This is a genomic window from Cyanobium sp. T1B-Tous (assembly GCF_024345475.1).
In the GTDB taxonomy this organism is placed as follows: Bacteria; Cyanobacteriota; Cyanobacteriia; order PCC-6307; family Cyanobiaceae; genus Cyanobium_A.
This window is the reverse complement of sequence record NZ_JAGQBE010000008.1, coordinates 40,987-62,284: the sequence shown is the minus strand read 5'-3', so window position 1 is coordinate 62,284 and position 21,298 is coordinate 40,987. Positions and strand designations below refer to the sequence as shown.

Annotated in this window: 23 protein-coding genes; 7 read left to right on the top strand and 16 right to left on the bottom strand. The window is 68.8% G+C overall.

Translation table 11 applies throughout. The features are described from left to right. Positions 1–33: 33 nt before the first annotated feature. Positions 34–1,260 (top strand): aldo/keto reductase, encoded by a 1,227-nt coding sequence (locus KBY71_RS03515; protein WP_254927602.1) that lies wholly within the window; start codon positions 34–36, stop codon positions 1,258–1,260. Here the strand turns inward: KBY71_RS03515 and rsmG are convergent. Then, on the bottom strand, positions 1,238–2,014 hold the full coding sequence (gene rsmG, locus KBY71_RS03510; protein ID WP_254927597.1) for a 16S rRNA (guanine(527)-N(7))-methyltransferase RsmG: 777 nt from the start codon (positions 2,012–2,014) through the stop codon (positions 1,238–1,240). The two genes, KBY71_RS03515 and rsmG, sit on opposite strands and share 23 nt — an antisense overlap. A gap of 63 nt (positions 2,015–2,077) precedes the next feature. Here rsmG and KBY71_RS03505 point away from each other — a divergent pair, with 63 nt between their 5' ends. Together KBY71_RS03505 and KBY71_RS03500 are read left to right on the top strand one after the other, a co-directional pair. Continuing rightward, the gene (locus KBY71_RS03505; protein ID WP_254927596.1) at positions 2,078–2,581 is read left to right on the top strand and encodes a J domain-containing protein; all 504 of its coding nucleotides are present in this window, start codon (positions 2,078–2,080) and stop codon (positions 2,579–2,581) included. Continuing rightward, positions 2,578–2,844, top strand: coding sequence for a DUF3143 domain-containing protein (locus tag KBY71_RS03500; protein ID WP_254927595.1), 267 nt, complete (start codon positions 2,578–2,580; stop codon positions 2,842–2,844). Before KBY71_RS03505 ends, KBY71_RS03500 begins: the two co-directional genes overlap by 4 nt. A gap of 18 nt (positions 2,845–2,862) precedes the next feature. Here KBY71_RS03500 and KBY71_RS03495 read toward each other — a convergent pair whose 3' ends face one another. Genes KBY71_RS03495 through KBY71_RS03475 form a run of 5 tightly spaced genes read right to left on the bottom strand, consistent with a single transcriptional unit; the run spans position 2,863 to position 6,368 of the window. After that, on the bottom strand, positions 2,863–3,018 hold the full coding sequence (locus KBY71_RS03495; RefSeq protein ID WP_254927594.1) for a hypothetical protein: 156 nt from the start codon (positions 3,016–3,018) through the stop codon (positions 2,863–2,865). Beyond that, complete coding sequence (bioD, locus tag KBY71_RS03490; protein ID WP_254927593.1) at positions 3,015–3,701, bottom strand: dethiobiotin synthase; 687 nt, start codon at positions 3,699–3,701, stop codon at positions 3,015–3,017. The genes KBY71_RS03495 and bioD overlap by 4 nt, the downstream gene beginning before the upstream one ends. Beyond that, positions 3,698–4,477, bottom strand: coding sequence for a methyltransferase domain-containing protein (locus KBY71_RS03485; RefSeq protein ID WP_254927592.1), 780 nt, complete (start codon positions 4,475–4,477; stop codon positions 3,698–3,700). The genes bioD and KBY71_RS03485 overlap by 4 nt, the downstream gene beginning before the upstream one ends. Further along, positions 4,474–5,157, bottom strand: coding sequence for an alpha/beta hydrolase (locus tag KBY71_RS03480; RefSeq protein ID WP_254927591.1), 684 nt, complete (start codon positions 5,155–5,157; stop codon positions 4,474–4,476). Before KBY71_RS03480 ends, KBY71_RS03485 begins: the two co-directional genes overlap by 4 nt. Beyond that, positions 5,148–6,368 carry an aminotransferase class I/II-fold pyridoxal phosphate-dependent enzyme gene (locus tag KBY71_RS03475; RefSeq protein WP_396095063.1) on the bottom strand — a complete coding sequence of 407 codons (1,221 nt, stop codon included), beginning with the start codon at positions 6,366–6,368 and terminating at the stop codon, positions 5,148–5,150. The genes KBY71_RS03480 and KBY71_RS03475 overlap by 10 nt, the downstream gene beginning before the upstream one ends. Positions 6,369–6,468: 100 nt before the next feature. Between KBY71_RS03475 and KBY71_RS03470 the strand changes: the two genes are divergently transcribed. Together KBY71_RS03470 and KBY71_RS03465 are read left to right on the top strand one after the other, a co-directional pair. Then, entirely contained in the window at positions 6,469–9,216 is a 2,748-nt protein-coding gene (locus KBY71_RS03470) for an RNA helicase (protein ID WP_254927590.1), read from the top strand. Further along, positions 9,216–9,650 (top strand): 23S rRNA (pseudouridine(1915)-N(3))-methyltransferase RlmH, encoded by a 435-nt coding sequence (locus KBY71_RS03465; protein ID WP_254927600.1) that lies wholly within the window; start codon positions 9,216–9,218, stop codon positions 9,648–9,650. The genes KBY71_RS03470 and KBY71_RS03465 overlap by 1 nt, the downstream gene beginning before the upstream one ends. 16 nt (positions 9,651–9,666) lie before the next feature. Here KBY71_RS03465 and purB read toward each other — a convergent pair whose 3' ends face one another. Then, complete coding sequence (gene purB / locus KBY71_RS03460) at positions 9,667–10,962, bottom strand: adenylosuccinate lyase (protein WP_254927589.1); 1,296 nt, start codon at positions 10,960–10,962, stop codon at positions 9,667–9,669. A gap of 55 nt (positions 10,963–11,017) precedes the next feature. Next, positions 11,018–11,203 carry a hypothetical protein gene (locus KBY71_RS03455; RefSeq protein WP_254927588.1) on the bottom strand — a complete coding sequence of 62 codons (186 nt, stop codon included), beginning with the start codon at positions 11,201–11,203 and terminating at the stop codon, positions 11,018–11,020. 111 nt (positions 11,204–11,314) lie between these two features. Here KBY71_RS03455 and KBY71_RS03450 point away from each other — a divergent pair, with 111 nt between their 5' ends. After that, positions 11,315–12,172 carry a TlyA family RNA methyltransferase gene (locus KBY71_RS03450; protein ID WP_254927587.1) on the top strand — a complete coding sequence of 286 codons (858 nt, stop codon included), beginning with the start codon at positions 11,315–11,317 and terminating at the stop codon, positions 12,170–12,172. Positions 12,173–12,179: 7 nt separating this feature from the next. On the opposite strand, the gene KBY71_RS03445 is transcribed toward KBY71_RS03450, so the two are convergent. Beyond that, positions 12,180–12,518 carry a P-II family nitrogen regulator gene (locus KBY71_RS03445; RefSeq protein WP_190389949.1) on the bottom strand — a complete coding sequence of 113 codons (339 nt, stop codon included), beginning with the start codon at positions 12,516–12,518 and terminating at the stop codon, positions 12,180–12,182. 186 nt (positions 12,519–12,704) lie between these two features. Between KBY71_RS03445 and queF the strand changes: the two genes are divergently transcribed. Continuing rightward, positions 12,705–13,130 carry a preQ(1) synthase gene (queF, locus tag KBY71_RS03440; RefSeq protein ID WP_254927586.1) on the top strand — a complete coding sequence of 142 codons (426 nt, stop codon included), beginning with the start codon at positions 12,705–12,707 and terminating at the stop codon, positions 13,128–13,130. Here queF and KBY71_RS03435 read toward each other — a convergent pair. The 7 genes from KBY71_RS03435 to KBY71_RS03405 all read right to left on the bottom strand — a co-directional run bounded on the left by KBY71_RS03435 (position 13,127) and on the right by KBY71_RS03405 (position 21,220). Next, complete coding sequence (locus tag KBY71_RS03435; protein ID WP_254927585.1) at positions 13,127–14,437, bottom strand: cytochrome c biogenesis protein ResB; 1,311 nt, start codon at positions 14,435–14,437, stop codon at positions 13,127–13,129. The genes queF and KBY71_RS03435 overlap by 4 nt on opposite strands. Further along, entirely contained in the window at positions 14,434–15,180 is a 747-nt protein-coding gene (locus tag KBY71_RS03430) for a cytochrome c biogenesis protein CcdA (protein WP_190389946.1), read from the bottom strand. The genes KBY71_RS03435 and KBY71_RS03430 overlap by 4 nt, the downstream gene beginning before the upstream one ends. 9 nt (positions 15,181–15,189) lie before the next feature. After that, positions 15,190–16,407 carry an FtsW/RodA/SpoVE family cell cycle protein gene (locus KBY71_RS03425; protein ID WP_254927584.1) on the bottom strand — a complete coding sequence of 406 codons (1,218 nt, stop codon included), beginning with the start codon at positions 16,405–16,407 and terminating at the stop codon, positions 15,190–15,192. 163 nt (positions 16,408–16,570) lie between these two features. Next, positions 16,571–16,771, bottom strand: a complete 201-nt coding sequence (locus tag KBY71_RS03420; RefSeq protein ID WP_094561360.1) for a phycobilisome linker polypeptide — start codon at positions 16,769–16,771, stop codon at positions 16,571–16,573. Between the two features lie 34 nt (positions 16,772–16,805). Continuing rightward, on the bottom strand, positions 16,806–17,294 hold the full coding sequence (gene apcB, locus KBY71_RS03415) for an allophycocyanin subunit beta (RefSeq protein WP_254927583.1): 489 nt from the start codon (positions 17,292–17,294) through the stop codon (positions 16,806–16,808). 47 nt (positions 17,295–17,341) lie between these two features. Continuing rightward, on the bottom strand, positions 17,342–17,827 hold the full coding sequence (locus KBY71_RS03410; RefSeq protein WP_254927582.1) for an allophycocyanin: 486 nt from the start codon (positions 17,825–17,827) through the stop codon (positions 17,342–17,344). A gap of 369 nt (positions 17,828–18,196) precedes the next feature. Beyond that, entirely contained in the window at positions 18,197–21,220 is a 3,024-nt protein-coding gene (locus tag KBY71_RS03405; protein ID WP_254927581.1) for a phycobilisome rod-core linker polypeptide, read from the bottom strand. Positions 21,221–21,298 lie beyond the last annotated feature (78 nt).

Here is a 21,298-nt window from a genome sequence, read left to right as displayed (position 1 = left end):
CAAGCGCACCCTGCCGCGCCGGGACGCGCTCTGATGCCTTCGGCCCAACTGCCCACCCGGCGGTTTGGTCGGACCGAGCTGGCCATGCCGGTGCTGTCGCTGGGTTGCATGCGCTTTCAGCAAAGCTGGACCGATCTGCCTCCCGACCAGATCAGTGGGGCCAGCCAGGCCAACCTGCGGGCCATCCTCGAGAAGGCGGTTTCGGCGGGCTTTCACCACATCGAGACGGCCCGTCACTACGGCACCTCGGAGCGCCAGCTGGGCTGGCTGCTCGACCAGGTGCCCGATCCCCTGCGGATCCTGCAGACCAAGGTGCCGCCCCAGGCCGATCCGGCGGTCTTCGAGGCGGAGCTCGCCACCAGCTTTGAGCGGCTGGGCGTGGCGCGGGTGGATCTGCTGACGCTCCACGGCCTCAACCTGCCCGAGCATCTGGAGCAGAGCCTGCGGCCGGGTGGCTGCCGGGACGTGCTGCGCCGCTGGCAGGCCGAGGGGCGGATTGGCCATGTGGGCTTCTCCACCCACGCCCCCCTGCCCCTGATCTGCGAGGCGATCGCCAGTGACGCCTTCGACTACGTGAACCTGCACTGGTATTTCATTTTTCAGGACAACCGTCCCGCCCTCGAGCTGGCCCGGGCCCATGACCTGGGTGTGTTTGTGATCAGCCCGACCGACAAGGGCGGCCACCTGCACACCCCCTCCGCCCGTTTGAGCGCGCTGTGTGCGCCCCTGCATCCGATCGTGTTCAACGATCTCTTCTGCCTGGCTGAATCCGCGTCTTCAGGAGCGCCCGCTGTGCACACCCTCAGCCTTGGGGCCGCCCACCCCGACGACCTCGACCTGCACCTGGAGGCGGTGGCCCAGCTGGAGCAGGCGCAGGCCCTGGTGGTGCCGGTGCAGGCGCGGCTGGAGCAGGCCCGGCGGGACGCCCTCGATCCGGCCTGGCTGGCCAGCTGGGAGCAGGGTCTGCCGGAGTGGTCGGAGCTGCCTGGGGAGCTCAATGTGAAGGTGCTGCTCTGGCTGCACAACCTGCTGGAGGCCTGGGATCTGGAGAGCTTTGCCCAGGCCCGTTACGGCTTGCTCGGCCGTGGCGGCCACTGGTTTCCTGGTCAGAGCGCCGATCTGCTGGACCAGGTGGTGAACGAGGCCGAGCTGCGGGCGGCGTTGGCCGGCAGCCCCTGGGTGGATCACATCCCTGGACTGCTGCGGCGCCTGCGCGATCGGCTCGGCGGTCAGCCCGTCAACCGCCTGATGACCTCCTGACGCCCTTTGGTGGGGCAGGGGCTCCCAGGGGCTGCTTGGCCGGCACCCCTACGGCCCGGGGGTAGGTGCGGGGACAGGGGGCCAGGGGCTGCACCACCAGGGCGTGGCGGACACCCCGGCCGCCGGGCAGCTCCCGGGCCAGGCAGCGCTCGGTCGCGGCCTTCAGGGGGGCCAGGGCGGCGTCGAGATCCCGTTGGTCGGAGGCCGACCACTGGCCGCGGTAGAGCAGGGCCCGGCCCTGGGGTTGGAGCAGGGGCACCAGGTATTCGGCTACCACGGGTGCGCTGGCCACGGCCCGCGCCAGGGCCCAGTCGAACTGGCCCCTGCAGGCCTGCTGCTGGCCGGTGCGCTCGATCCGTTCGCAGCGCAGGCTCACCCGCTCCCCCAGCCCCAGGGCCTCGGCCATGGCCCGCACCGCGTCCACCTTGCGACCCACCGAGTCCACCAGGGTGAGCTGGGCCTGGGGGAAGGCGATCGCCAGCGCCAGGCCCGGGAAGCCCCCTCCCGTGCCCACGTCGATCAGCCGCAGGGGCTCCTGGGCCGCGGCCGATTGCAGCAGGGGTGCCAGGGGCCAGAGGCTGTCGAACACCTGGGCAATCCAGAAGTCGTCGTCCTCCACCAGGCGGGTCAGGTTGACCCGGCCGTTCCATTGGCGCAGCTGGTCCTGCAGGTCGAGCAGCAACTGCTCCTGGCCAGGACTGGGCTGCCAGCCCAGCTCCTGCCAGAGGACAGTGCCGGTGAGGGTGCGGGCCATCCAGCGTGGCGGTGGGGTTTCTGATCTCTAGGATCCCGCAGACCGGATGTCCTCGCCGGTGCGGTGCCATTGGCCAGTTCTCCACCCCCTTCCCCAACCAGCTACTACGCCCTGCTCCAGGTGCCGGAGACGGCCTCGCCGCAGGACTTGCGTCAGGCCTTCCGCGGGCTGAGCAAGCGCTACCACCCCGACACCACCGTGTTGCCGCCGGCTGAGGCGGCGGCTGCCTTCCAGCAGTTGCAGCAGGCCTATGCGGTGCTCAGCGATCCCGCCCAGCGGCAGCGTTACGACGCCCAGCTCCATCCCGCACCGCCGCTGCGGTCCCCGATCCCGCCGCCGGTAGCCCCGGCTCCCAGGCCCGCCTCGGTGCGGCGTGATCTCTCCGGCGGGGAGTGGCTCGCCCTGCTGTTGCTCGGATTCGCCCTGCTGGTGAGCCTGGTGCTCGGGGTGGGGGTGGCCTGGATGCGCGGCGTCGAACTGGTGCAGTGGCCCTCCTGGTGGAGCGAACCGGTGGTTGCCGCCGGGCTCGACTCCGGAGCCGCCAAGATGACAGGGTTGGCTCCATGACCGATTTGCCCAGTCCCGAGACGCCCCTGTATCACCATCCCCTGCCGGCCCTGGAGCATTGGCTTGGGGAGCTGGGGGCGAGTCGTCAGCGCGCCAACTCCTGCCTCTGGGATCTGCATCGTCCGGAATGGAGCGCCCAGATCGAACTGGAGGTGGAGGAGCTCAAGGTGAGTTGGCACCGCGATGGTCAGGTGTCAGTCCGCCACTTCCCCTACGGCCTGTCCCGTGCCGATGCCGAGGCGGTGATTCTGGCCGGCCCCTAGGGATTGCCTGATCAGCGGTCAGCGGCAGATGGCGCTGCGGCGCTCGGCGTCCGTGGCGATGGGCCCGCAGTTGATCCAGCGCGCCAGGGAGTCTTCGACGTCGGTGAACAGCACCAGGACCCCACCGCAGAGGAGTACCAGCACGCCACTCACCAGCCAGTGTTGTTTGGTCATTGCTGCCGGTGGTTCAGGGCCAGGGCCAGGCTATGGCCCAGGTTCTGGGCTTGCCACTGGGCGGCCAGGGCCACGGCCGTGAGTGGTTCCAGGGGCGGGAGCTGGGCGAGGACCGGCGTCTGGGCTAGCTCGGCCAGGGTGGCGGGGTTGTCCCGATGGAGGGGACCGTTCAGCACCAGGCCCAGCAGGGGGATGGCGCGGCGGCGCAGGGCCTCCACCGAGAGCAGGGTGTGGTTGAGGGTGCCCAGGCCGCTGCGGGCCACCAGCAGCACCGGCAGCCCCCAGACCGCCAGCTGGTCAATCTGAAGCCAGTCGCGCCGCAACGGCACCAGCAGGCCCCCGGCGGTCTCCACCACCAGGGGGCCCGACACCGCCGGCAAGGCCAGCCGGGCCCGATCGAGGGCGATGCCTTCCTGTTCGGCGGCCCAGTGGGGCGACACCGGTGCCCGCAGCCGGTAGGCCTCCGGCAGCAGGCGCTCAGCCGGCAGCTGCAGCAGTGCTTGTAGCCGTCCACTGTCCCCCCCGCCCTCGAGGCCGCTCTGCACCGGCTTCCAGTAGTGGGCGCCCAGGCCCTGCACCACCAGGGCGCTCACGACCGTCTTGCCCACGTCGGTGTCGGTGCCGCAGATCACCAGTTGGGGCGCCGGTTGGTTGGGCTGGGGCAGGGGCTGGGGCACGCTCATCGCTCCCGGCGCTGGCCCAGCAGCACCAGCACGTCCCAACTCACCCGTCCATGGCCCGGCCAGCAGTCCAGCAGCCGGCGGAGCTGGTCTGGATTGAGGCGGCGGGACCGGCTGGCGCTGGCCCCCAGGGTTTTGAGCTGCTGCAGAAAGCCAAGGCCGCTGCCATAGGCGCGGCTGAAGGTGAGCCGGTGGCTGTGCCGCAGCTCCAGCCCCCCGCTCCTGGCTGCGGCCAGGAGGACGTCGGCCTGGGGCAAGGGCAGGGCCGTGCAGGGCACTCCGGCGGCTGCGGCGGCCCGGTGCCACTGGGGGAAGCTGGCGGCCGTGGGGACCGCCAGGGCCAGCCATCCGCCTGGGCACAACGCGCTGCACCAGTGCTGCAGCTGGGCGGCGGGGTCCTCGAGCCACTGCAGGGCAAAGCTGGAGGTGAGCAGGGCGGCCTGCTGCAGAGCGTGCGGCAGCCCCTGGTTGAGGTCCCACACCAGCTGGCAGTCGGGGCGGGCCAGGGGGTTGTGGGCCAGGAGCTCCGCGCACAGATCCAGTTGCAGCAGGGGGCCGGGCTCGCCTTGGCAGCCCAGGGCCTGGCCCACCAACCCGCTGCCGGCGCCCAGGTCAGCCCTGGGGCCGTCGGGCACCGGGAGTGCGGCACAGAGGTGGGCCAGCCGCCAGGCCACCCCCTGCTGCAGGCGGGCCTGGAGGGCATAGTTGCGCGCCTGGCGGCTGAAGCGCGCGCTCACCTGGTTGCTGAAGTCAGGGCTGCTGAAGGGAGGGGAGGTCATGGCAGTCCCTCGATCCAGCCGCACACCAGGGGGTCTAGTGCTGGGCTGAGCAGGCAGTGCCCCACCCCGGCCAGCACCAGGATGTCGGCGGTTGGCACCGCGTTCCGCAGGAGTTGGCGCGCTTCCGGAACCACGATCTGATCCTCCCCTCCCTCCACGATCAACACCCGGGCCTGGGGGGGGAAGCCGGCCGGCAGCCCCGCGGTGCTGGTCAGCAGCTGGAGATCCTCCTCCAGCTGGTGCCGGCCCCTGTCGCTCAGGGGTTCGGCGGTGATGCCAGGCGGCAGCAGGCTGGTGGGCTGGGGGGCGGCGGCCCGCTGCTGGAAGGTCTTCAGCATGGCTTCCGCCTGGGGCCCGCCTAGCTGGTGGGCCATGGCTGTCATGGCGTGGCGCAGGGGGCGGCCCTCCCGGCCCTCTGGCACAAAGCGGCCGAAGCTGGCCAGCAGCACCACCGCATCGGCGCGCTCCAGCACGGGGGTGGGCAGCAGGTGGAGACCGAGGGAGTGGGCGATCACCACCCGGGGGCCTCCGCCCTCCAGCCAGTCCACCGTCTGGGGGGGGCGGGGGCCATAGCCCCGGTCGCCGCATTGGCCGTGCCAGCCCCTGGCGGTCCAGGCGGCCTGCAAGGGCCCCCAGCGCTGGGCATCGCTCGCCCAGCCGTGCATGGCGATCAGTTGCATGGGGGTGGTCCCAGGGCTGACAGCAACCGCTCCAGGCTGCCCTCCGGCAGGTCGTGACGCAGCACCAGGCGCAGGCGCGCCGTGCCCTCGGGCACGGTGGGCGGCCGGATCGCCACGCTCAGCAGACCCGCGGCCTCCAGCCGGTGCTGCAGGGCCAGGGCGCAGCCGTCATCCCCCACCAGCAGTGGCAGGATCGGCCCCGTCCCGGGGGGGCGCGGCCAGCCGGCCGCTTCGAGGGCGGTGCGCCAGCGCGCGGCCCGTTGCAGCAGCTCCCGCCCGCGCGGATCGGCTTGCAGGCAGGCCAGGGCTGCCAGGGCCGCGGCGGCCAGGGGTGGGGCCAGGGCCGTGGTGTAGCGGAAGGGACCGCTGAATTGCAGCAGCCACTCCATCACCAGGCTGCCGCCGGCCAGGAAGGCTCCGCCGCTGCCGAAGGCCTTGCCGAAGGTGCCGCTGATCAGGGCGATCTCGGGCCGGCCTCCCTCGCCGTTAAGGCCGTAGCCCAGGCCCCTGCCGCCGGGGCCCATTACCCCGAGGGCGTGGGCTTCATCGAGCAGCAGGGCGGCGCCGTGGCTCGCGCACAGGGCGGCCAGGGCCCCCACCTCCGGGCTGGTGCCCTGCATGGAGAACAGGCTTTCGCTCAGCACCAGCAGGCGCTGGGTGGGCCGCTCCCGTCGGGCGGCCTGCAGCCGTTGCTCCAGGGCGGCCAGGTCGTTGTGGGCAAAGCGTTGCAGCCGGGCGCCGCTGGCCCGCACCCCGCTGAGCAGGGAGTGGTGGATCAGCCGGTCGGCCAGCACCAGGCTGTGACGATCGGCCAGGGCGGTCACCGCCGCCAGGTTCGCCTGGAAGCCGCTGGGGAAGAGCAACACCCGCTCCCGCCCCAGCCAACTGGCCAGGGCCGTCTCCAGCTGGGCATGCACCGGCCGGCTGCCGCTCACCAGGCGGGACGCCCCAGCACCGACCCCTTCGCCTGCCGCCGCGGCCTGGGCTGCGGCCACCAGGCTGGGGTGGCGGCTAAGCCCGAGATAGTCGTTGCTGGCCAGATCCAGCAAGGGGGCTGCTGGATGGGGATGGGTGCTGGTGGGGAGGGTGGCGGCTTCCAGGGAGCCGGGGGCCTCACCGGGCCTGAAGCTGCGCAACGCCCGGCGCCGCTCGGGGGCGATCGCGGCGAGTTGCTGCTCCAGGTCGTCGCGCCACAGCGTTCTGGATCCCAATGATCTGACCGCGTCACCCAAACGCTAGGTCCAGGCAGGGCAGGGCTGGGTCAGGCCTGGGGCCCATAGGATGGGCTGATGACACAGCCCCGCCAGCAGCGTGCCTGATTCGGTGCTGGATCCAGGGGCGATTTTTCCCTTCCCGCTCGACGACTTCCAGCTGGAAGCCATCGATGCGCTCAACCAGGGCCATTCGGTAGTGGTGAGTGCCCCCACGGGCTCCGGCAAAACCCTGGTGGGGGAGTACGCCATCTACCGCGCCCTGGCCCATGGCCAGAAGGTGTTTTACACCACGCCCCTGAAGGCCCTCTCCAACCAGAAACTGCGCGATTTCCGCGAGCAGTTCGGCGCCGACAAGGTGGGCCTGCTCACCGGTGACCTGAGCCTCAACCGGGAGGCCCAGGTGGTGGTGATGACCACCGAGATCTTCCGCAACATGCTCTACGCGGAAGCCGATTCAGGCGATGACCCGCTGGAGGGCGTGGAGGCGGTGGTGCTGGACGAGTGCCACTACATGAACGACTCCCAGCGGGGCACCGTGTGGGAGGAATCGATCATCCATTGCCCGCCGCCCATCCAGCTGGTGGCCCTGTCGGCCACGGTGGCCAATGCGGGCCAGCTCACCGATTGGATCGAGCGGGTGCATGGCCCCACCCGGCTGGTGTTCAGCGACTACCGGCCGGTGCCTCTGGCCTTCAGCTTCTGCAGTGCCAAGGGCCTGCACCCCCTGCTCAACGACGAGGGCACGGGGCTCCATCCCAACTGCAAGGTGTGGCGCGCCCCCAAGGGCAGCCACCGCAAGGGCCCGAAAACGCCCAAGCCACCCCAGCCCGAAGCGCCGCCGCTCGGTTTTGTGGTGGCCCAGATGGCGGAGCGCGACATGCTGCCCGCCATCTATTTCATCTTCAGCCGTCGCGGCTGTGACAAGGGGGTCAAGGAGCTGGGCAAGGCCACCCTGGTCACCCCAGCCGAGCAGGCCCGCATCAAGGCGCGGCTCGATGCCTTCGTGGCGACCACCCCCGAGGCCGTGCGGGAGGGGGGCCACGCCGAAGCCTTGCTGCGCGGCATCGCGGCGCACCACGCCGGCGTGCTGCCGGCCTGGAAGGAGCTGATCGAGGAGCTGTTCCAGCAGGGGTTGATCAAGGTGGTGTTCGCCACCGAAACCCTGGCCGCCGGCATCAACATGCCGGCCCGCACCACCGTGATCTCGGCCCTCTCCAAACGCACGGAGCGGGGCCACCGGGCGTTGATGGGCAGCGAATTCCTGCAGATGGCTGGCCGGGCCGGCCGCCGCGGGCTCGATTCCCAGGGCTACGTGGTGACGGTGCAGAGCCGCTTTGAGGGGGTGCGCGAGGCGGGCCAGCTGGCCACGGCGCCCGCCGATCCCCTGGTGAGCCAGTTCACGCCTAGCTACGGCATGGTGCTCAATCTGCTGCAGCGCTACGACCTGGCCAAGGCCAAGGAGCTGGTGGAGCGCAGCTTCGGCCGCTACCTGGCCACCCTCGATCTGGCTGAGGACGAGGCCCGGATTGCCCAGCTGATGCAGCAGCTCGACAGCCTGGAGGACGGCTCCGGCGAGGTGCCATGGGACGACTTTGAGGACTACGAGAAACAGCGGGGTCACCTGCGCGAGGAGCGCCGCATCCTGCGCATCCTGCAGCAGCAGGCCGAGGAAACCCTCGCCCACGAGCTCACCCTCGCCCTGCAGTTCGCCAGTGAAGGCACCTTGGTGAGCCTCAAGGCCCCCCAGCTGCGCGGTCGGGTGACGCCGGCGGTGATCGTGGAGAAGGTGAAGGGGCCGGGCCAGTTCCCCTTGCTGCTCTGCCTCACCGACGACAACGTTTGGCTGCTGCTGCCCTGCGGTGCCGTGGTGGCCCTCCATGCCGAGCTCAGCTGCCTGCAGGTGAGCCAGGTGGACGCGCCCGAGTTGCGCCATGCCGGCGAGCTGCGCCACGGGGATCAGGCCAGCGGTGGCCTGGCCCTGGCGGTGGCCTCCATGGCCAGCCGGCACGACATGGTCACCCCCCAGTACGACCTGGCCGGCGAGGTGCAGGCCCATGCCCGGCTGGTGCACGACCTGGAGGAGCAGCTGGAGCTGCATCCGGCCCACCGTTGGGGCGACCGGCGCCAGCTCAAGAAGCACCGCCGGCGGATGGAGGAACTGCAGCTGGAGATTGACGAGCGCCAGCGGCTGCTGCACTTCCGCTCCAACCGCCACTGGGATACCTTCCTGGCCCTGATCGAGGTGCTGCGCTTCTTTGGGGCGCTGGCGGGGGCCGAGGGGCTGGAGCCCACCGAGGTGGGCCGCACCGTGGCCGCCCTGCGCGGCGACAACGAGCTGTGGCTGGGGCTGGCCCTGATGAGCGGCCATCTCGATGAGCTCGATCCGCCCCAGCTGGCGGCCGTGTTCGAAGCCATCTCCACCGAAGTCAACCGGCCCGATCTGTGGTGCGGCTTCCCACCGCCTCCGGCCGCCGAGGAGGCCCTGCACGATCTGCGGGGCCTGCGCCGCGAGCTGGAGCGCCAGCAGGAGCGCGCCAAGGTGACCTTCCCGCTCTGGTGGGAGCCCGAACTCACCGGCCTGGTGCATGCCTGGGCGAAGGGAGCCAGCTGGAGCGACGTGATCGCCAACACCTCCCTCGATGAGGGCGATGTGGTGAGGATCCTGCGCCGCACCGTGGATCTGCTGGCCCAGGTGCCCTACTGCGAGGCGATCAGCGAGCAGCTGCGAACCAAGGCCCGCGCCGCCCTTAAGGCCATCAACCGCTTCCCGGTGTGCGAGATCGAGGACTTGCTGGCCAGCGGCAACGGTCAGCTGGATCCGGCGATCGAGCGCCCGATGCCGTGATCAATCCGGCCCGCATTCGCATCCTTGCCGTCGGCAAGGTGCGCAAGGGCTGGGTGCAGGAGGGCGTGGCCCTCTACTGCAAGCGGCTGCCCGGGCTGGTGATCACCGAGCTCAAGGACTCCACCATGGCCAAGGAGGCCGAGGCGATCACGGCTGCTCTGCATCCGGACGAACGGCTGGTGGTGCTCACCGAAGAGGGAAGCCCCACCGACTCGGTGGCTTTCGCCGAGCAGCTGCGCGGTTCGGGCTCCGATCGCCTGGCATTTGTGATCGGCGGCGCCGATGGCCTGGATCCGGTCCTGAAGGCCCGTGCCACCTGGCGCCTCAGCCTCTCCCCGATGACCTTCCCCCACGAGCTCGCCCGCCTGCTGCTGCTGGAGCAGCTGTATCGCGCCACCTCCATCCTCCAGGGCGGGCCCTATCACCGGGCCTGAGCCGCCGGCCCGGTGCTCAGATCCCCAGCCGCTGCCAGATCACGTCCAGGTTGTCCTGGTGCAGGTCGGTGGAGAAGCAATCGGCCAATTGCTCAGCGTTGAGGCGGCTGGTCACGTCGGCATCGGCCTCGAGATTGGCGCGGAAGTTGCCCCCCTCGGTGTTCCAGGCGGTATGGGCGTTGCGCTGCACGATCCGGTAAGCGTCTTCGCGGTTGATGCCGCTCTCCACCAGGGCCAGCAGCACCCGCTGGCTGAACACCACGCCGCCGTACACGTTCATGTTGCGGGCCATGTTGCCGGGGTACACCCCCAGACCCTTCACCACGTCCGTCATCTCCCGCAGCATGAAGTGCAGGGTCACCGAGCAGTCGGGCAGCATCATGCGCTCCACGGAGCTGTGGCTGATGTCGCGCTCGTGCCAGAGGGCGCAGTTTTCCAGGGCTGCCACCACATAGCTGCGCAGCACCCGGGCCAGGCCGCCGATGCGCTCGCTGCGGATCGGGTTGCGCTTGTGGGGCATGGCCGAGCTGCCCTTCTGCCCCTTGGCGAAGTTCTCCTCCACCTCGAGCACATCGGTGCGCTGCAGGTTGCGGATCTCGGTGGAGAAGCGCTCCAGGGCGGCGCCCACCAGGGCCAGGGTCTGGATGTATTCGGCGTGGCGATCGCGGGAGATCACCTGGGTGCTGGCCGTGTCAGGCACCAGGCCGAGCTTGGCGCAGGCGATGGCCTCCACCTGGGGATCGGTGTTGGCGTAGGTGCCCATGGCGCCGGAGATCTGGCCCACGCTCACCATGCGCTCGAGCCGCTCGAGCCGTTCCTGGTTGCGCACCACCTCCGCCAGCCAGCCGGCCACCTTGAAGCCGAAGGTGATCGGTTCGCCGTGGATGGCGTGGGAGCGGCCGATCATCACGGTGCCCTTGTGGGCGCGGGCGAGAGCCTTGAGGGCCTCGGCCAGCTGGTCGAGCTCGATCCGCAGCAGCGCCACGGAGGCCTTCATCTGCAGGGCAATGCCCGTGTCCAGCACGTCCGAGCTGGTCATGCCCACGTGGATGTAGCGGCCGGCATCGCCCACGTGCTCGTTCACGTTGGTGAGGAAGGCGATCACGTCGTGGCGCACCTCGGCCTCGATCTCGAGGATGCGCTCCACACTGAAGGAGGCCTTCGCCTTGATGGTGGCCACGGCGTCGGCAGGCACCCGGCCCAGCTCGCAGTTGGCCTCGGTGGCCGCGATCTCCACATCCAGCCAGCTCTGGAACTTCGCTTCCTCGCTCCAGATGGCGCCCATCTCGGGCAGGGTGTAACGCTCGATCAAGGCCGCGCCTGGCTCACATCCAGACCAATGTATGGGGGCGCCCCCTGGACTCTGCTCAGGCCGCCGTTGTGAGCTGGCGGTGGGACACTTCCCAATGCACCTGTTGGCCCCAGGCCTGCTGCCGCACCCAGCAGCGGCCCCCGCGGCACTGGATCAGCTGGAAGGGGGGCAGGTCGGGAGGTTGGTTGCGCAGTTTGACGAAACTGCCGGGGTAGAGCAGCTCCAGCACGTTGTTGGCCATGGCCGCTACCGGTCGTTGGGGGCCATCCTCTGCTGGGTTTTGGTGGGAGTGCCCCGTTGCTTGGAATGTGTTCCGTTTGCGTTGTGGTTTGATCACAAAAGCGCGAGTGCCATGGCCCGCAAGCAACGTCTGGATCTGGAGCTCGTGGCCCGCGGCCTGGCCGCCAGCCGTCAGCAGGCCCAGCAGCTCATTCGCGCGGGACGGGTGCGCCTGGGTGATCGGGTGCTCGACAAACCCGGCACCGAGGTGCTGCCTGAGGCGGAGCTGCAGGTGCAGCAGCCCCCCCGCTTCGTCTCCCGCGGCGGGGAGAAGCTGCTGATCGCCCTCGACACCTTCCCCCTGGCGGTGTCCGGCAGGGTTTGCCTGGATGGGGGCATCTCCACCGGCGGCTTCAGCGATTGCCTGCTCCAACACGGGGCATCCCGCGTCTACGGCATTGACGTGGGCTACGGCCAGACCGCCTGGAGCCTGCGCAGCGATCCGCGGGTGGTGTTGCGCGAGCGCACCAACCTGCGCCATCTCAGCCCCGCTGATCTCTACGGGGCCGATGATCCCTGGCCCGACCTGGCGGTGGCCGACGTGTCGTTCATTTCCCTGGCCCTGGTGCTGCCGGCCCTGCTGGGGTTGCTGCAGCCCGATGTCCCGGCGGATCTGGTGCTGCTGGTCAAGCCCCAGTTTGAGGTGGGCAAGGCCCGGGTGGGCAAGGGAGGGGTGGTGCGCGATCCCGTGGCCCACGGCGATGCCATTGCGGGCGTGATTGGCGCGGCCGCGGCGTTGGGGCTGCAGGCCTGCGGCCTGGTGGCGTCGCCGATTACCGGCCCGGCCGGCAACCATGAATATCTGCTCTGGCTGCAGCGCTTGGCTGGTGGGCCCCAGGAGCTGGAACAAGCCGCCACGGTGAGCCCTGACCAAATCAGAGCCCTGGTGGCCAGCACGCTGGCCTCCAGGGCAGCTCACTCAGACCGTTGAACCCGGGTCAGATGGCTCCGCTGTCGCGGTCACCGGTGCGGATGCGGATCACCGAGTCGATCGTGCTCACGAAGATCTTGCCGTCGCCGATCTCACCGGTGCGGGCGGCGTCCTGGACGGCCGTGACCACGGTGTCCACTTTGTCGTCGTCCACGACGATTTCGAGTTTGAGCTTCTGGAGGAATTCAACGGTGAACTCCGAGCCGCGGTAGCGCTCCACCTGGCCCTTCTGACGGCCAAATCCGCGCACCTCGCTCACGGTCATGCCAACGATCCCCGCGTTCACGAGCGCGATCTTGACGTCCTCGAGCTTGAAGGGACGGATGATGGCCTCAACTTTTTTCATGGGAACAGCTCGGGCTGAATAGACAGTCTCTCAGGAAATCCCTGCCGTTGGGAGGGAGTGGGCCCATTAGGCCCGAGCTTTGCCGGGGTCGTCGTAGCGGTTGTTACCGGCCCGTTCAACCGGGGCCCAGCGCCATTCTTTCTAGGATCACGTCCTGGCTTCAGCCGACCTGGCCTTTCCGTTCCCATGTCCTTCAGCGCAGCCGCTGCCGCATCGTCCGATCTCACCCAGACCCCCCTGTACGGCGAGCGGGCCATCGCCGACGCCGAGTTGATCTGCTTCGACAATCCCAGGCCTGGCCGGCCTTACGAGATCTCCATCGAGCTGCCTGAATTCACCTGCAAGTGCCCCTTCTCGGGGTATCCCGACTTCGCCGTGCTGCGCCTGCTGTACCAGCCCGGTCCCCGGGTGGTGGAGCTCAAGGCGATCAAGCTCTACGTGAACAGCTATCGCGACCGCTCCATCTCCCATGAGGAGGTGGCCAACCGGATCCTCGACGACCTGGTGGCGGCCACGGATCCCCAGTGGATGCAGCTGGAGGCTGACTTCCATCCCCGCGGCAACGTGCACACGGTGGTGCGGGTGAGCCACGGATCCAGGCTGCCCTGTTAGAGCTGGGCCAGCAGCTGGGGCAGTTCCGCCGCAAAGCCCGTGAGGTTGCGGTTGCAGAGGCCGGCCACGTGCAGCTGGCCCTCCTGGCCCGAGGGGGCCTCGGCAATGGCCCAGAGCTGGCGGGTGGCGAGCAGGCTGAGACCACCGCCGGCCAGGGCGATGGCGAAGCCCGCATAGACCAGCGGCACGCCGGGATCACGCTTGAGCAGGATGCCGCTCGCGGGGAGCACGCTCTCCACCCGGATCGGCAGGCCCTTCACCTCCACCGGTTCACCGCCGGGGGCGATCTGGCTGAGCAAGCTGCCGTCGGCGCCGTAGATGTCCACGGGGCCCTGCTCACTGCCCAGGCTGAGCAGCACGGGTTCACTGCCATCCGGTCGGGTGGGCAACACCAGCCCCCACACCTGTTCGCCCAGTTGGGGGAAGCTCTGCAAGGGCAATTGGAGCAGGGGGCTCTTGCCGAGCTGCACCGTGATCGCCGCGAGGGCCCAGTCGGCCTGATACAGGGTGACTCCCTGGAACCGCAGGGGGTGGTTGACGCTGATCTCGGCTTGCTTCAGCAGGGCCCCGTCGCTGCCGTCGCCGTCCAGGATGCGCAGCTGGGACGTGAACTGTTCAGGCCGCCCGGCGGGATCCCGCTGGATGGAAAAGCCGTCGAGGGCCAGGGTGAGCTGGCTGCTGCCGCGGCTGTCCATCAGTTCCAGGCTGCGGCCAGGGGCCAGGTATTGCTCCGCGCGCTGGCCTGCCACGGCCCCCCAGGCGGCCCCCAGCATCAGCACCACCATGCCGGCATGCACGAGCAGGGGGCCGACCCGGCCCAGCACGCCCTTGCGGGCGGCGAGGCGTCCGTCCTGGAGTTGGATCTGCCAGCCCTGGCTTTGCAGCAAGGTGGCCAGGTTGTTAAGGCTGGTGCCAGGGCTCTGGCTGGGCAGGCTTTCGGCCACGCTCAGCTTGCTGAGCTGGCGCGGTGAGCGGTAGTCGATCCAGCGCAGGGCAGCCTGCAGGGCGGGCCACTGGCGCCGCCAGCTGCACAGCAGCAGGGCCAGGGCCAGCCAGGCCAGCAAGCCCAGAAACCAGCCACTCGAATACACGTGGTCGAGTTGCAGGGCCATCACCCCCTCGCCGTCCAGGAGACCCAGCCAGGGTTGGGGGTCGTAAAGCCGGTGGTAAAACTCGGCCGTCTCCCGCTGGGGAATGGCGGTGCCCACGCCGCTGGCGATGGCAATCACCAGCAGCAGCACGATCGCCAGCCGCAGATCGGAGATCCAGCCGAGCAGCCGGGTGAAACCTCTGGTGAAGCCCGTCATCGCCAATTGGCCACCAGGGTGAGGGCCCCGGTGGTGACCAGCACCACGCCACTGATCGGCGGAACCCATTGGCCGATGCGGCGCAGGCTGAGCAGGCCCGGCAGGCTGGCGGCGGCGGTGCCGGCCAGCAGCAGGGGCACCACCTGGCCCGCTCCGAAGCTGGTGAGCAGCACCATGCCCACCAGGGGCTTGCCGTTCTGAGCCATCCAGGCCAGGAGAACCGCCAGCACCGGGGTGGTGCACGGGGTGGCGGCCAGTCCGAAGGCCAGGCCCGCGGCGATCGGAGCCAGCGGGGCGGGCACCTTGCGGCGCCAGAGATCCGGATCAGGGCCGGCGGGCAGGCGCAATTTGAGCAGGCCCAGCAGATTGAGTCCCATCAGCAGGGCCAGCACCGCCACGACGGTGGGAATCAGGCCTGGGATCTGGCCGTAGATGCGGCCCAGCAGCCCACTCACCAGCCCCAGCAGCACCAGGGCACCCACGATGCCGGCGGCAAAGCAGAGACTGCGCTGCCAGGGAGGCTGGCTGGGGCGACTGGCGTCAGGGGCGGCACTTGCCCCGAAGCCGGCCAGGTAGGCCAGGGTCACCGGCAGCAGCGACAGGGAACAGGGCCCCAGGCTCGTGAGCAGTCCACCGGCGAACACCACCGCCAGCGTGGTGGGCGTGGGACTGGCCAGGGATTGCTGCAGCAGGGCCTCGCTGCTGCGGGCCCAATCGGCCAGTTGGGGCCCAAGGCTGATCATGTCCCCAGCCTATCGGGCGGCTGCGGTGCGCCGGCGTCGGGGGGTGGGGGCCAGGCCGCCGGCCTCCAGGGAGCAGCGGATCAGCAGACCGCACACCAGCAGGCTGGCCATCAGGGAGTTGCCGCCGTAGCTGATCAGCGGCAGGGGCAGGCCGGTGGTCGGCATGGAGCCACTGGCCACGGCGATGTTGAGGATGGACTGGCCGACCAGCAAGGTGGTGCAGCCGATCGCGATCAGGCGCTGTTGGTTGCTGCGGCAGCTCAGGGCCACCCGCAGACCGACAAAGCCAAAGAGCAGCAGGAACAGGAGCAACACCACCGAGCCCACAAAGCCGAACTCCTCGGCGAACACCGCGAAGATGAAGTCGGTGCTTTGGATCGGCAGATACTGCAGCTTCTGGGTCGACAGTCCAAATCCCTCCCCCAGAAAGCCTCCTGAGCCGATCGCCATCAGGCTCTGCACCAGTTGGTACCCATCGCCCTGGGCATCGCGCCAGGGGTCGAGGAACGACACCACCCGCAGGCGCTGGTATTCGTTCACCAGGATGCTGGCGGTGCCCAGCAGTCCCCCCCCAGCGGCGGCTCCCAGCAACAGGGGCAGGGAGAGGCCGCCGGCCAGGGCCATCAGCCAGAGCAGCAGGCCGCTGAGGGCGGCGGTGCTGAGGTTGGGCTGTTTGAGGATCAGCAGGATCAGGGCCCCAAACACGCCGAGCCAGAGCAGTTTCTGGTCGGCCCCGATGCGCCGCCAATGGGCGAACAGGGCGGCTCCCTGGAGCACCACGAAGGGTTTCACGAGCTCGGAGGGCTGCACCTGGATCGGCCCAACCACCAGCCAGCGGCTCGCTCCATTCACGGTGCTCCCCATCACCAGGGTGGCGGCGATCAGCACGATGCCCACCCACAGCCCCAGCGGTGCCAGGTGCAACCAACGGCGCAGGCTCGTGCGCAGGCCAAGCCAGAGCAGCCCCCAGCTCGCTCCCATCCAGATCAGCTGGCGTTTGAGATAGAAGGCCCCATCCCCCATTTCCCGCTCGGCCACCCACCAGCTCGCTGACGTGAGCACCAGAAGCCCGATCACGCTCCACAGGGCCACCATGCCGAGCAGCAGCCTGGCTTCCGCGGGCCACTGGTCCCAGGGGAGGGGAAGCAACCCGGCGCCTGCCGCCCGGCTGGGCGGGCGGTTGCTGGCTGGGGCGATGCTGCGGGAGGGGTCTGCGGTGCGGGCCAAAGCAGGGAGTGGGGGTGGCCTGAGCGGCACCATCCTGAAGCCCCATTGAGCCGTGTCCGGGGGGTGGTTGTCGACCCCTGCGACGCAATCGGTGGCCAACAAAAAAGCCCGGCCGGAGCCGGGCTTGAGGTGCTTGTGGTTGCCCACGTGGCTGAGCCAGAGCTCAGTTGCCGACGTTCTGTTGGCGTCGGCCGGTCGCCAATTCCACCTTGAGGATCTTGCCGCCCTGCTTCATGATTCGCTGCTGCTCAGCGAACCAGCTGTCGTACGGCACCCACTTGGTGAAGTAAGTGTTCTGAAGCTCGCGCTGGGTGCGGCTTTTCTCCGGGCAGGGGATGCAGGCCGTGATCTTGAACAGACGCATGGGAGTGATCCTCGGGGTGTGCCGATGGCAGGGATCAGTTGCCCAGGCCGGAGCAGATGTAGTCGAAGTAGACGGCCATTTCGCGACCGGCATCAGGACCCACCAGGGCGGCGGTGGTTTCCTTCATGGCCTGAATCGACTGCACGGTGGCGCCGATGGGCACGCCCAGGGAGTTGTAGGTCTCCTTGAGGCCGTTCAGCACCCGCTCATCGAGAATCGAGGTGTCACCCGCCAGCATGGCGTAGGTGGCGTAGCGCAGGTAGTAGTCGAGGTCGCGGATGCAGGCCGCGTAGCGACGGGTGGTGTACATGTTGCCGCCGGGACGGGTGATGTCCGAATACAGCAGCGACTTGGCGACGGCTTCCTTGATGATGGCCGACCCATTGGCGCTGATGGTGGCGGCAGCCCGCACCCGCAGCTCACCGCTGGCGAAGTACTGCTCCAGGCGGCCCATGGCAGAGCCGTCGAGATACAGGCCCTGAACGTCGGACTGATTGATGACGTTGGTGATGGCGTCTTGCATGAATCCTGCTGAGTGCGGAGAGGCGGAGTGCGGGGAGGCGAGGTTGCTTAGGAGAGGGCGCCGACGACGTAGTCGAAGTAGAAGCCAGCTTCTTCGGCGTCAGAGCCGGTGAGCAGGCCCATGGCCACCGACTTCATTTCACGCACGGATTCCGCCATGGCGTCGAGGGGCGTGCCCAGGGAGCGGTACATCTCTTTGGCACCGATGATGCCGATCTCCTCGATGGGAGTCACGTCACCGGCGATGATCCCGTAGGTCACCAGGCGCAGGTAGTAGTCCATGTCGCGCAGGCAGGACGCGGTCATTTCCTCGCCGTAGGCGTTTCCGCCAGGGGAGATGACGTCGGGGCGCCGCTGGAAGAGGGCGCCGCCCGCGGTCTTGACGATGCGCTCGCGGCTCTCGCTGAGAACCTGAGCAACGCGGAGACGACGTTGACCAGCGCCCACGAAGGACTTGATCTGGTCGAGTTCGCCAGGGCTGAGGTAGCGGGCCTCGGCGTCCGCGTTGATGATCGAGTTGGAGACGATGCTCATGCAGTTCTGCCTCGAAACAAGCGGCCGCCTTGACGGAGACCGATATCCGGTGGGTAAGGGAGTGATCGACTCGCGCCGATCTCCCAAGCATTCTGTGGCAACGGGTCGCAGAGCCCCGGGGTGCGGTAACAGTTCTTCATGGCGCTGCCTGGCGGGAAAACCCTTGCCCTGCAATGGCTTTGGCGGCTGTTGCTGATAGAGCTTTGCCGCAGCAATTGTTCACCATTCAGTCGCGCTGATTCGCTCGCTCGTTTCACCCTGCGACTCGATGTTTGCGGCCATCGTTATTTCTTTCCATCAAAAAACCTCCCGTTTGCTATCCGGGAGGTTGGGGGTGCCGATCGGCTTGGCTGGGGGTGACTCTGGCGCTCAGATCGCCGCATTGGGCCTAGGGGTGAGGCCGGCGTTGCCGCCGTAGAGCTGGGCGGTTCGATTCACGGTGGCGAGCGGAATGCCATCGGCGGTGGCCAGCCCACGGATGTAGGGCACCGTGTCCTGTCCGAAGGCTTCCGCGTATTCCTGGCTGCTGAGCAGGGCATCGATGGCCGCCTGTTGGCCCCGGTTGGCGCGGGTGGCCAGGAAGGCGCTCACCTCCTGGGGCTGGGCCGCCCGTCCGAGCAGGGCGAGGTAGGCCGCTGCCGCTGCCCGGAGGGGCGCCATAAGGTTGAGCCGTTGCTGGAACAGCTCACTGCCGGCGATCTGGGTGACCAGCTCCGCCACGGTGAGCTGCTGGTTGCGGAATTGGGATTCGGCATCGCCCAGCCGTTCTGCGGTGAAGGGAACCCGGTTGAGCAGTTGCTTGTACACCGTCTCGAGGGCTTCTTGCACCTCGGTTTCGGTGGTGCTGCGGCCGAGACGGACGGGGGGGGCGACACTTTGGCGCCGGCCGAAGCCCTGGGGACGGCCCGGTTGCATCGCCTTGGCCATGGCGGCGCCGGGCTGGTTGGCGAGACCGCTGGTCTGGCCACTGCCCACGGCGGCCCGCCAATCCCCACTGATCAGCGGCGTGGTGCTGGAGGTGGAGGGAGCGCCCGCAGGGGCGGAGCTCCAGAAGCCCGTTGTGGTGGCCGGGGCCTGCTTCCAGCGACGGTTGGGCGCCGGGGCCTGGCGGATGCTGCCAGGCCCTGTGGGCATGGCGCTGGTCGGAGCAGCCATGGTTTCGCCACCAGCGATCTGGGCGCTCCAGCCACCCATCACCACGCGCGGCCGATCGGCCAGGTTTCTGGACACCACATCCGTGGTGGTGCGCAGGCTCTGTGGCGGCGCCACATCGGGGCGTTTGCCGCCGGAGAGGTCGGCGTAGGCGGCCGCATTGAAGGGCCGGTTCAGGCCCGGAACCTTGCGGGCATTGCGGTCACCGGCGGTGATGAACCGCTCATAGGGCACCGTGTCCTCGCCGAAACAGTCGTTGTATTCGCGGCTGGACAGCATTTTGTCGACCACGCCGTAGAAGCCAGAGCGGGCGGCGGTGTCGAAGTAGGCGTCGATTTCCCAGCGACCAAAGGTGGGGCGACCCAGGATCCGGCGGTGCATCACCTCAAGGGCTTTGGTGATGTAAAGGCCGCTCCAATAGCGACGTCGGAACGCGGTGGAACGGGCCACCTGACGCACGAACTCGCGCAGGCTGATGTCGCCGTTCTCGAGTTTGATCTCCTCCACCTTGTTGCGTTCCCCGGCGTAGCCGGCATTGCCGAGGATCTGCACGTACACCGCGTTGATCACGGCCTGGGTGCTGGCTTCTGTGCCCCGGATGCTGGGTTGGCCGCCGCGGCGAGGCACGGAGCTGCCACCGGTGGCGATCTGCTGCAGCCGCAACACCTTCGGGCCCACTCGGCGAGGCTTGGCTTGGCGGAACTGGACGCTGTCCATCTGGCCCGGCTGGGTGAGGCCGTTGCCGATCAGGATCCGACGGCTGTCATAGCCATAGGGCACGGGGCGAGTGGCCACCGATGCGGTACCGGAAGGGAAGATGGCGCCGTAGTTGAGGGCCAGTGGATCGTTGCCGCCGCCGTAGGCGTGCTGATCCGGGAAGGGCTGGCGGTAGGAGGCGTAGAGCGTGACGTACTGGGGGGCGCCTTCAAATGGCGCACTGAAGCGGAACAGCTTGCGGTTGGATCCCCATCCGGCGCTCTCCTGGGCTTCTTCACCCAGATCCCGCAGGTAGGGCACGGTTTCTTCCCCGAAGACGCGCGCGTACTCAAGCGTGTTGATCAGGGCATCCACCAGGCCATGGAGGCCCTGGGCGCTGACGATGTCGAAGTAACGGGTGAACTCCTCCCGGGAGCTGATGCCCCTGCCCAGGAAGTGGCGGAAGGCCAGTTCGACGGCGCGGCTGTTGGAGAAACGTCCGAAGAATTGCTGCCGGTATTCCTTGCTGTGGCCCAGGGAGCGGATGAATTCCCGCATGGAGAGCTGGCCCTGGCGCACCTGGGTGGCCTCCACCGGGCAGGGCATCTGGCTGTAGGCCTTGGCGATGTCGCGCTCAAACACCTGGCGGTAGGCGGCGCGGATCACTTCAGCTTTCTGGGCGCCGCTCAGCCGCGGGCGCATGATGAAGCGCTGCTTGCCATCGGCGGCCAGGGCGTAGGTGGCAGGCAGTTGCAGGCCCTGGTTCTCCGGGCTGCCCAGGCGCTGACGGGTGGAGGGGGTGGCCACCTCCAGCTCGGCGATCAGCACGTTGAAGTACTGAATCACCAGTTGGCGGGCCTGGGGATTGTCCTTGCAGAGGCCGGCCGAAGCAGCGCGCATCTCCTGCAGCGCCACGTTGGTAGCCGCCAGGGAGCAGGCTTTTTCCAGAATGTCGCGCAGGCCGCGGGTGTTGACCACGAGGATGCTGGGATCGCCGGCCACCAGGGCATAGCCCACGTAGCGCAGGAACCAGGCCATGTCGCGGAGCGACTTGCGCATCCGGTCGGTGCCGTAGCGCCCCACAGCGATCGGACTGAAGCCCGTGGGCAGCACGACGCGCACGTCGGCATCGCCACCGGCGCCCTCCAGCAACCGCGAGATCAGAGTGCCGTTGGAGCTGCCCGTGCCCTGGGCGAAGGTCTGCACCGAGCGCTGGAAGGCGGCCTGGTCGGCGGCGAGGGGGGTGGCGTCATCGCCGCCACCGCTGGCACCGATGCTCAGGGGGGCATCGAGATAGGAGAGCGGCGTGCCGCCGGAGAAGATCCGGTTGGCCGCCTTGGCCACGATGAAGTCGGCGTTTTCAGAGATGCGGCGCGCGGCCTCCAGCCGCTGCTGCCCGCTCTGGAAAAACGCCACCAGGGTGTCGAGTTCCCCGCCGTCGGGGAAGCGGTCCTGTTGCTCCGCCTGACGGACGCTGGAGAGCGGCAGGGTGTCGTAGCGCTGGGGTGAAACCCTGGTGCTGCCGCTGCTGGCGGTCACGGTCATTGACGAGAGCGAACCGGGTTGGGCCACGTTACGGCTGCCCCTCTGGGCCTTCGTCGGGGCATGAACAAATGTTTGCAG

What these genes read in the sequence shown, in the direction of transcription:
- KBY71_RS03515 (WP_254927602.1), top strand. Translation starts at nt 34, where the DNA reads ATGCCTTCGGCCCAACTGCCCACCCGGCGGTTTGGTCGGACCGAGCTG.
- rsmG (WP_254927597.1), bottom strand. Translation starts at nt 2,014, where the DNA reads ATGGCCCGCACCCTCACCGGCACTGTCCTCTGGCAGGAGCTGGGCTGG.
- KBY71_RS03500 (WP_254927595.1), top strand. Translation starts at nt 2,578, where the DNA reads ATGACCGATTTGCCCAGTCCCGAGACGCCCCTGTATCACCATCCCCTG.
- KBY71_RS03495 (WP_254927594.1), bottom strand. Translation starts at nt 3,018, where the DNA reads ATGACCAAACAACACTGGCTGGTGAGTGGCGTGCTGGTACTCCTCTGC.
- bioD (WP_254927593.1), bottom strand. Translation starts at nt 3,701, where the DNA reads ATGAGCGTGCCCCAGCCCCTGCCCCAGCCCAACCAACCGGCGCCCCAA.
- KBY71_RS03485 (WP_254927592.1), bottom strand. Translation starts at nt 4,477, where the DNA reads ATGACCTCCCCTCCCTTCAGCAGCCCTGACTTCAGCAACCAGGTGAGC.
- KBY71_RS03480 (WP_254927591.1), bottom strand. Translation starts at nt 5,157, where the DNA reads ATGCAACTGATCGCCATGCACGGCTGGGCGAGCGATGCCCAGCGCTGG.
- KBY71_RS03455 (WP_254927588.1), bottom strand. Translation starts at nt 11,203, where the DNA reads ATGGCCAACAACGTGCTGGAGCTGCTCTACCCCGGCAGTTTCGTCAAA.
- KBY71_RS03450 (WP_254927587.1), top strand. Translation starts at nt 11,315, where the DNA reads ATGGCCCGCAAGCAACGTCTGGATCTGGAGCTCGTGGCCCGCGGCCTG.
- KBY71_RS03445 (WP_190389949.1), bottom strand. Translation starts at nt 12,518, where the DNA reads ATGAAAAAAGTTGAGGCCATCATCCGTCCCTTCAAGCTCGAGGACGTC.
- queF (WP_254927586.1), top strand. Translation starts at nt 12,705, where the DNA reads ATGTCCTTCAGCGCAGCCGCTGCCGCATCGTCCGATCTCACCCAGACC.
- KBY71_RS03435 (WP_254927585.1), bottom strand. Translation starts at nt 14,437, where the DNA reads ATGACGGGCTTCACCAGAGGTTTCACCCGGCTGCTCGGCTGGATCTCC.
- KBY71_RS03430 (WP_190389946.1), bottom strand. Translation starts at nt 15,180, where the DNA reads ATGATCAGCCTTGGGCCCCAACTGGCCGATTGGGCCCGCAGCAGCGAG.
- KBY71_RS03420 (WP_094561360.1), bottom strand. Translation starts at nt 16,771, where the DNA reads ATGCGTCTGTTCAAGATCACGGCCTGCATCCCCTGCCCGGAGAAAAGC.
- apcB (WP_254927583.1), bottom strand. Translation starts at nt 17,294, where the DNA reads ATGCAAGACGCCATCACCAACGTCATCAATCAGTCCGACGTTCAGGGC.
- KBY71_RS03410 (WP_254927582.1), bottom strand. Translation starts at nt 17,827, where the DNA reads ATGAGCATCGTCTCCAACTCGATCATCAACGCGGACGCCGAGGCCCGC.
- KBY71_RS03405 (WP_254927581.1), bottom strand. Translation starts at nt 21,220, where the DNA reads ATGACCGTGACCGCCAGCAGCGGCAGCACCAGGGTTTCACCCCAGCGC.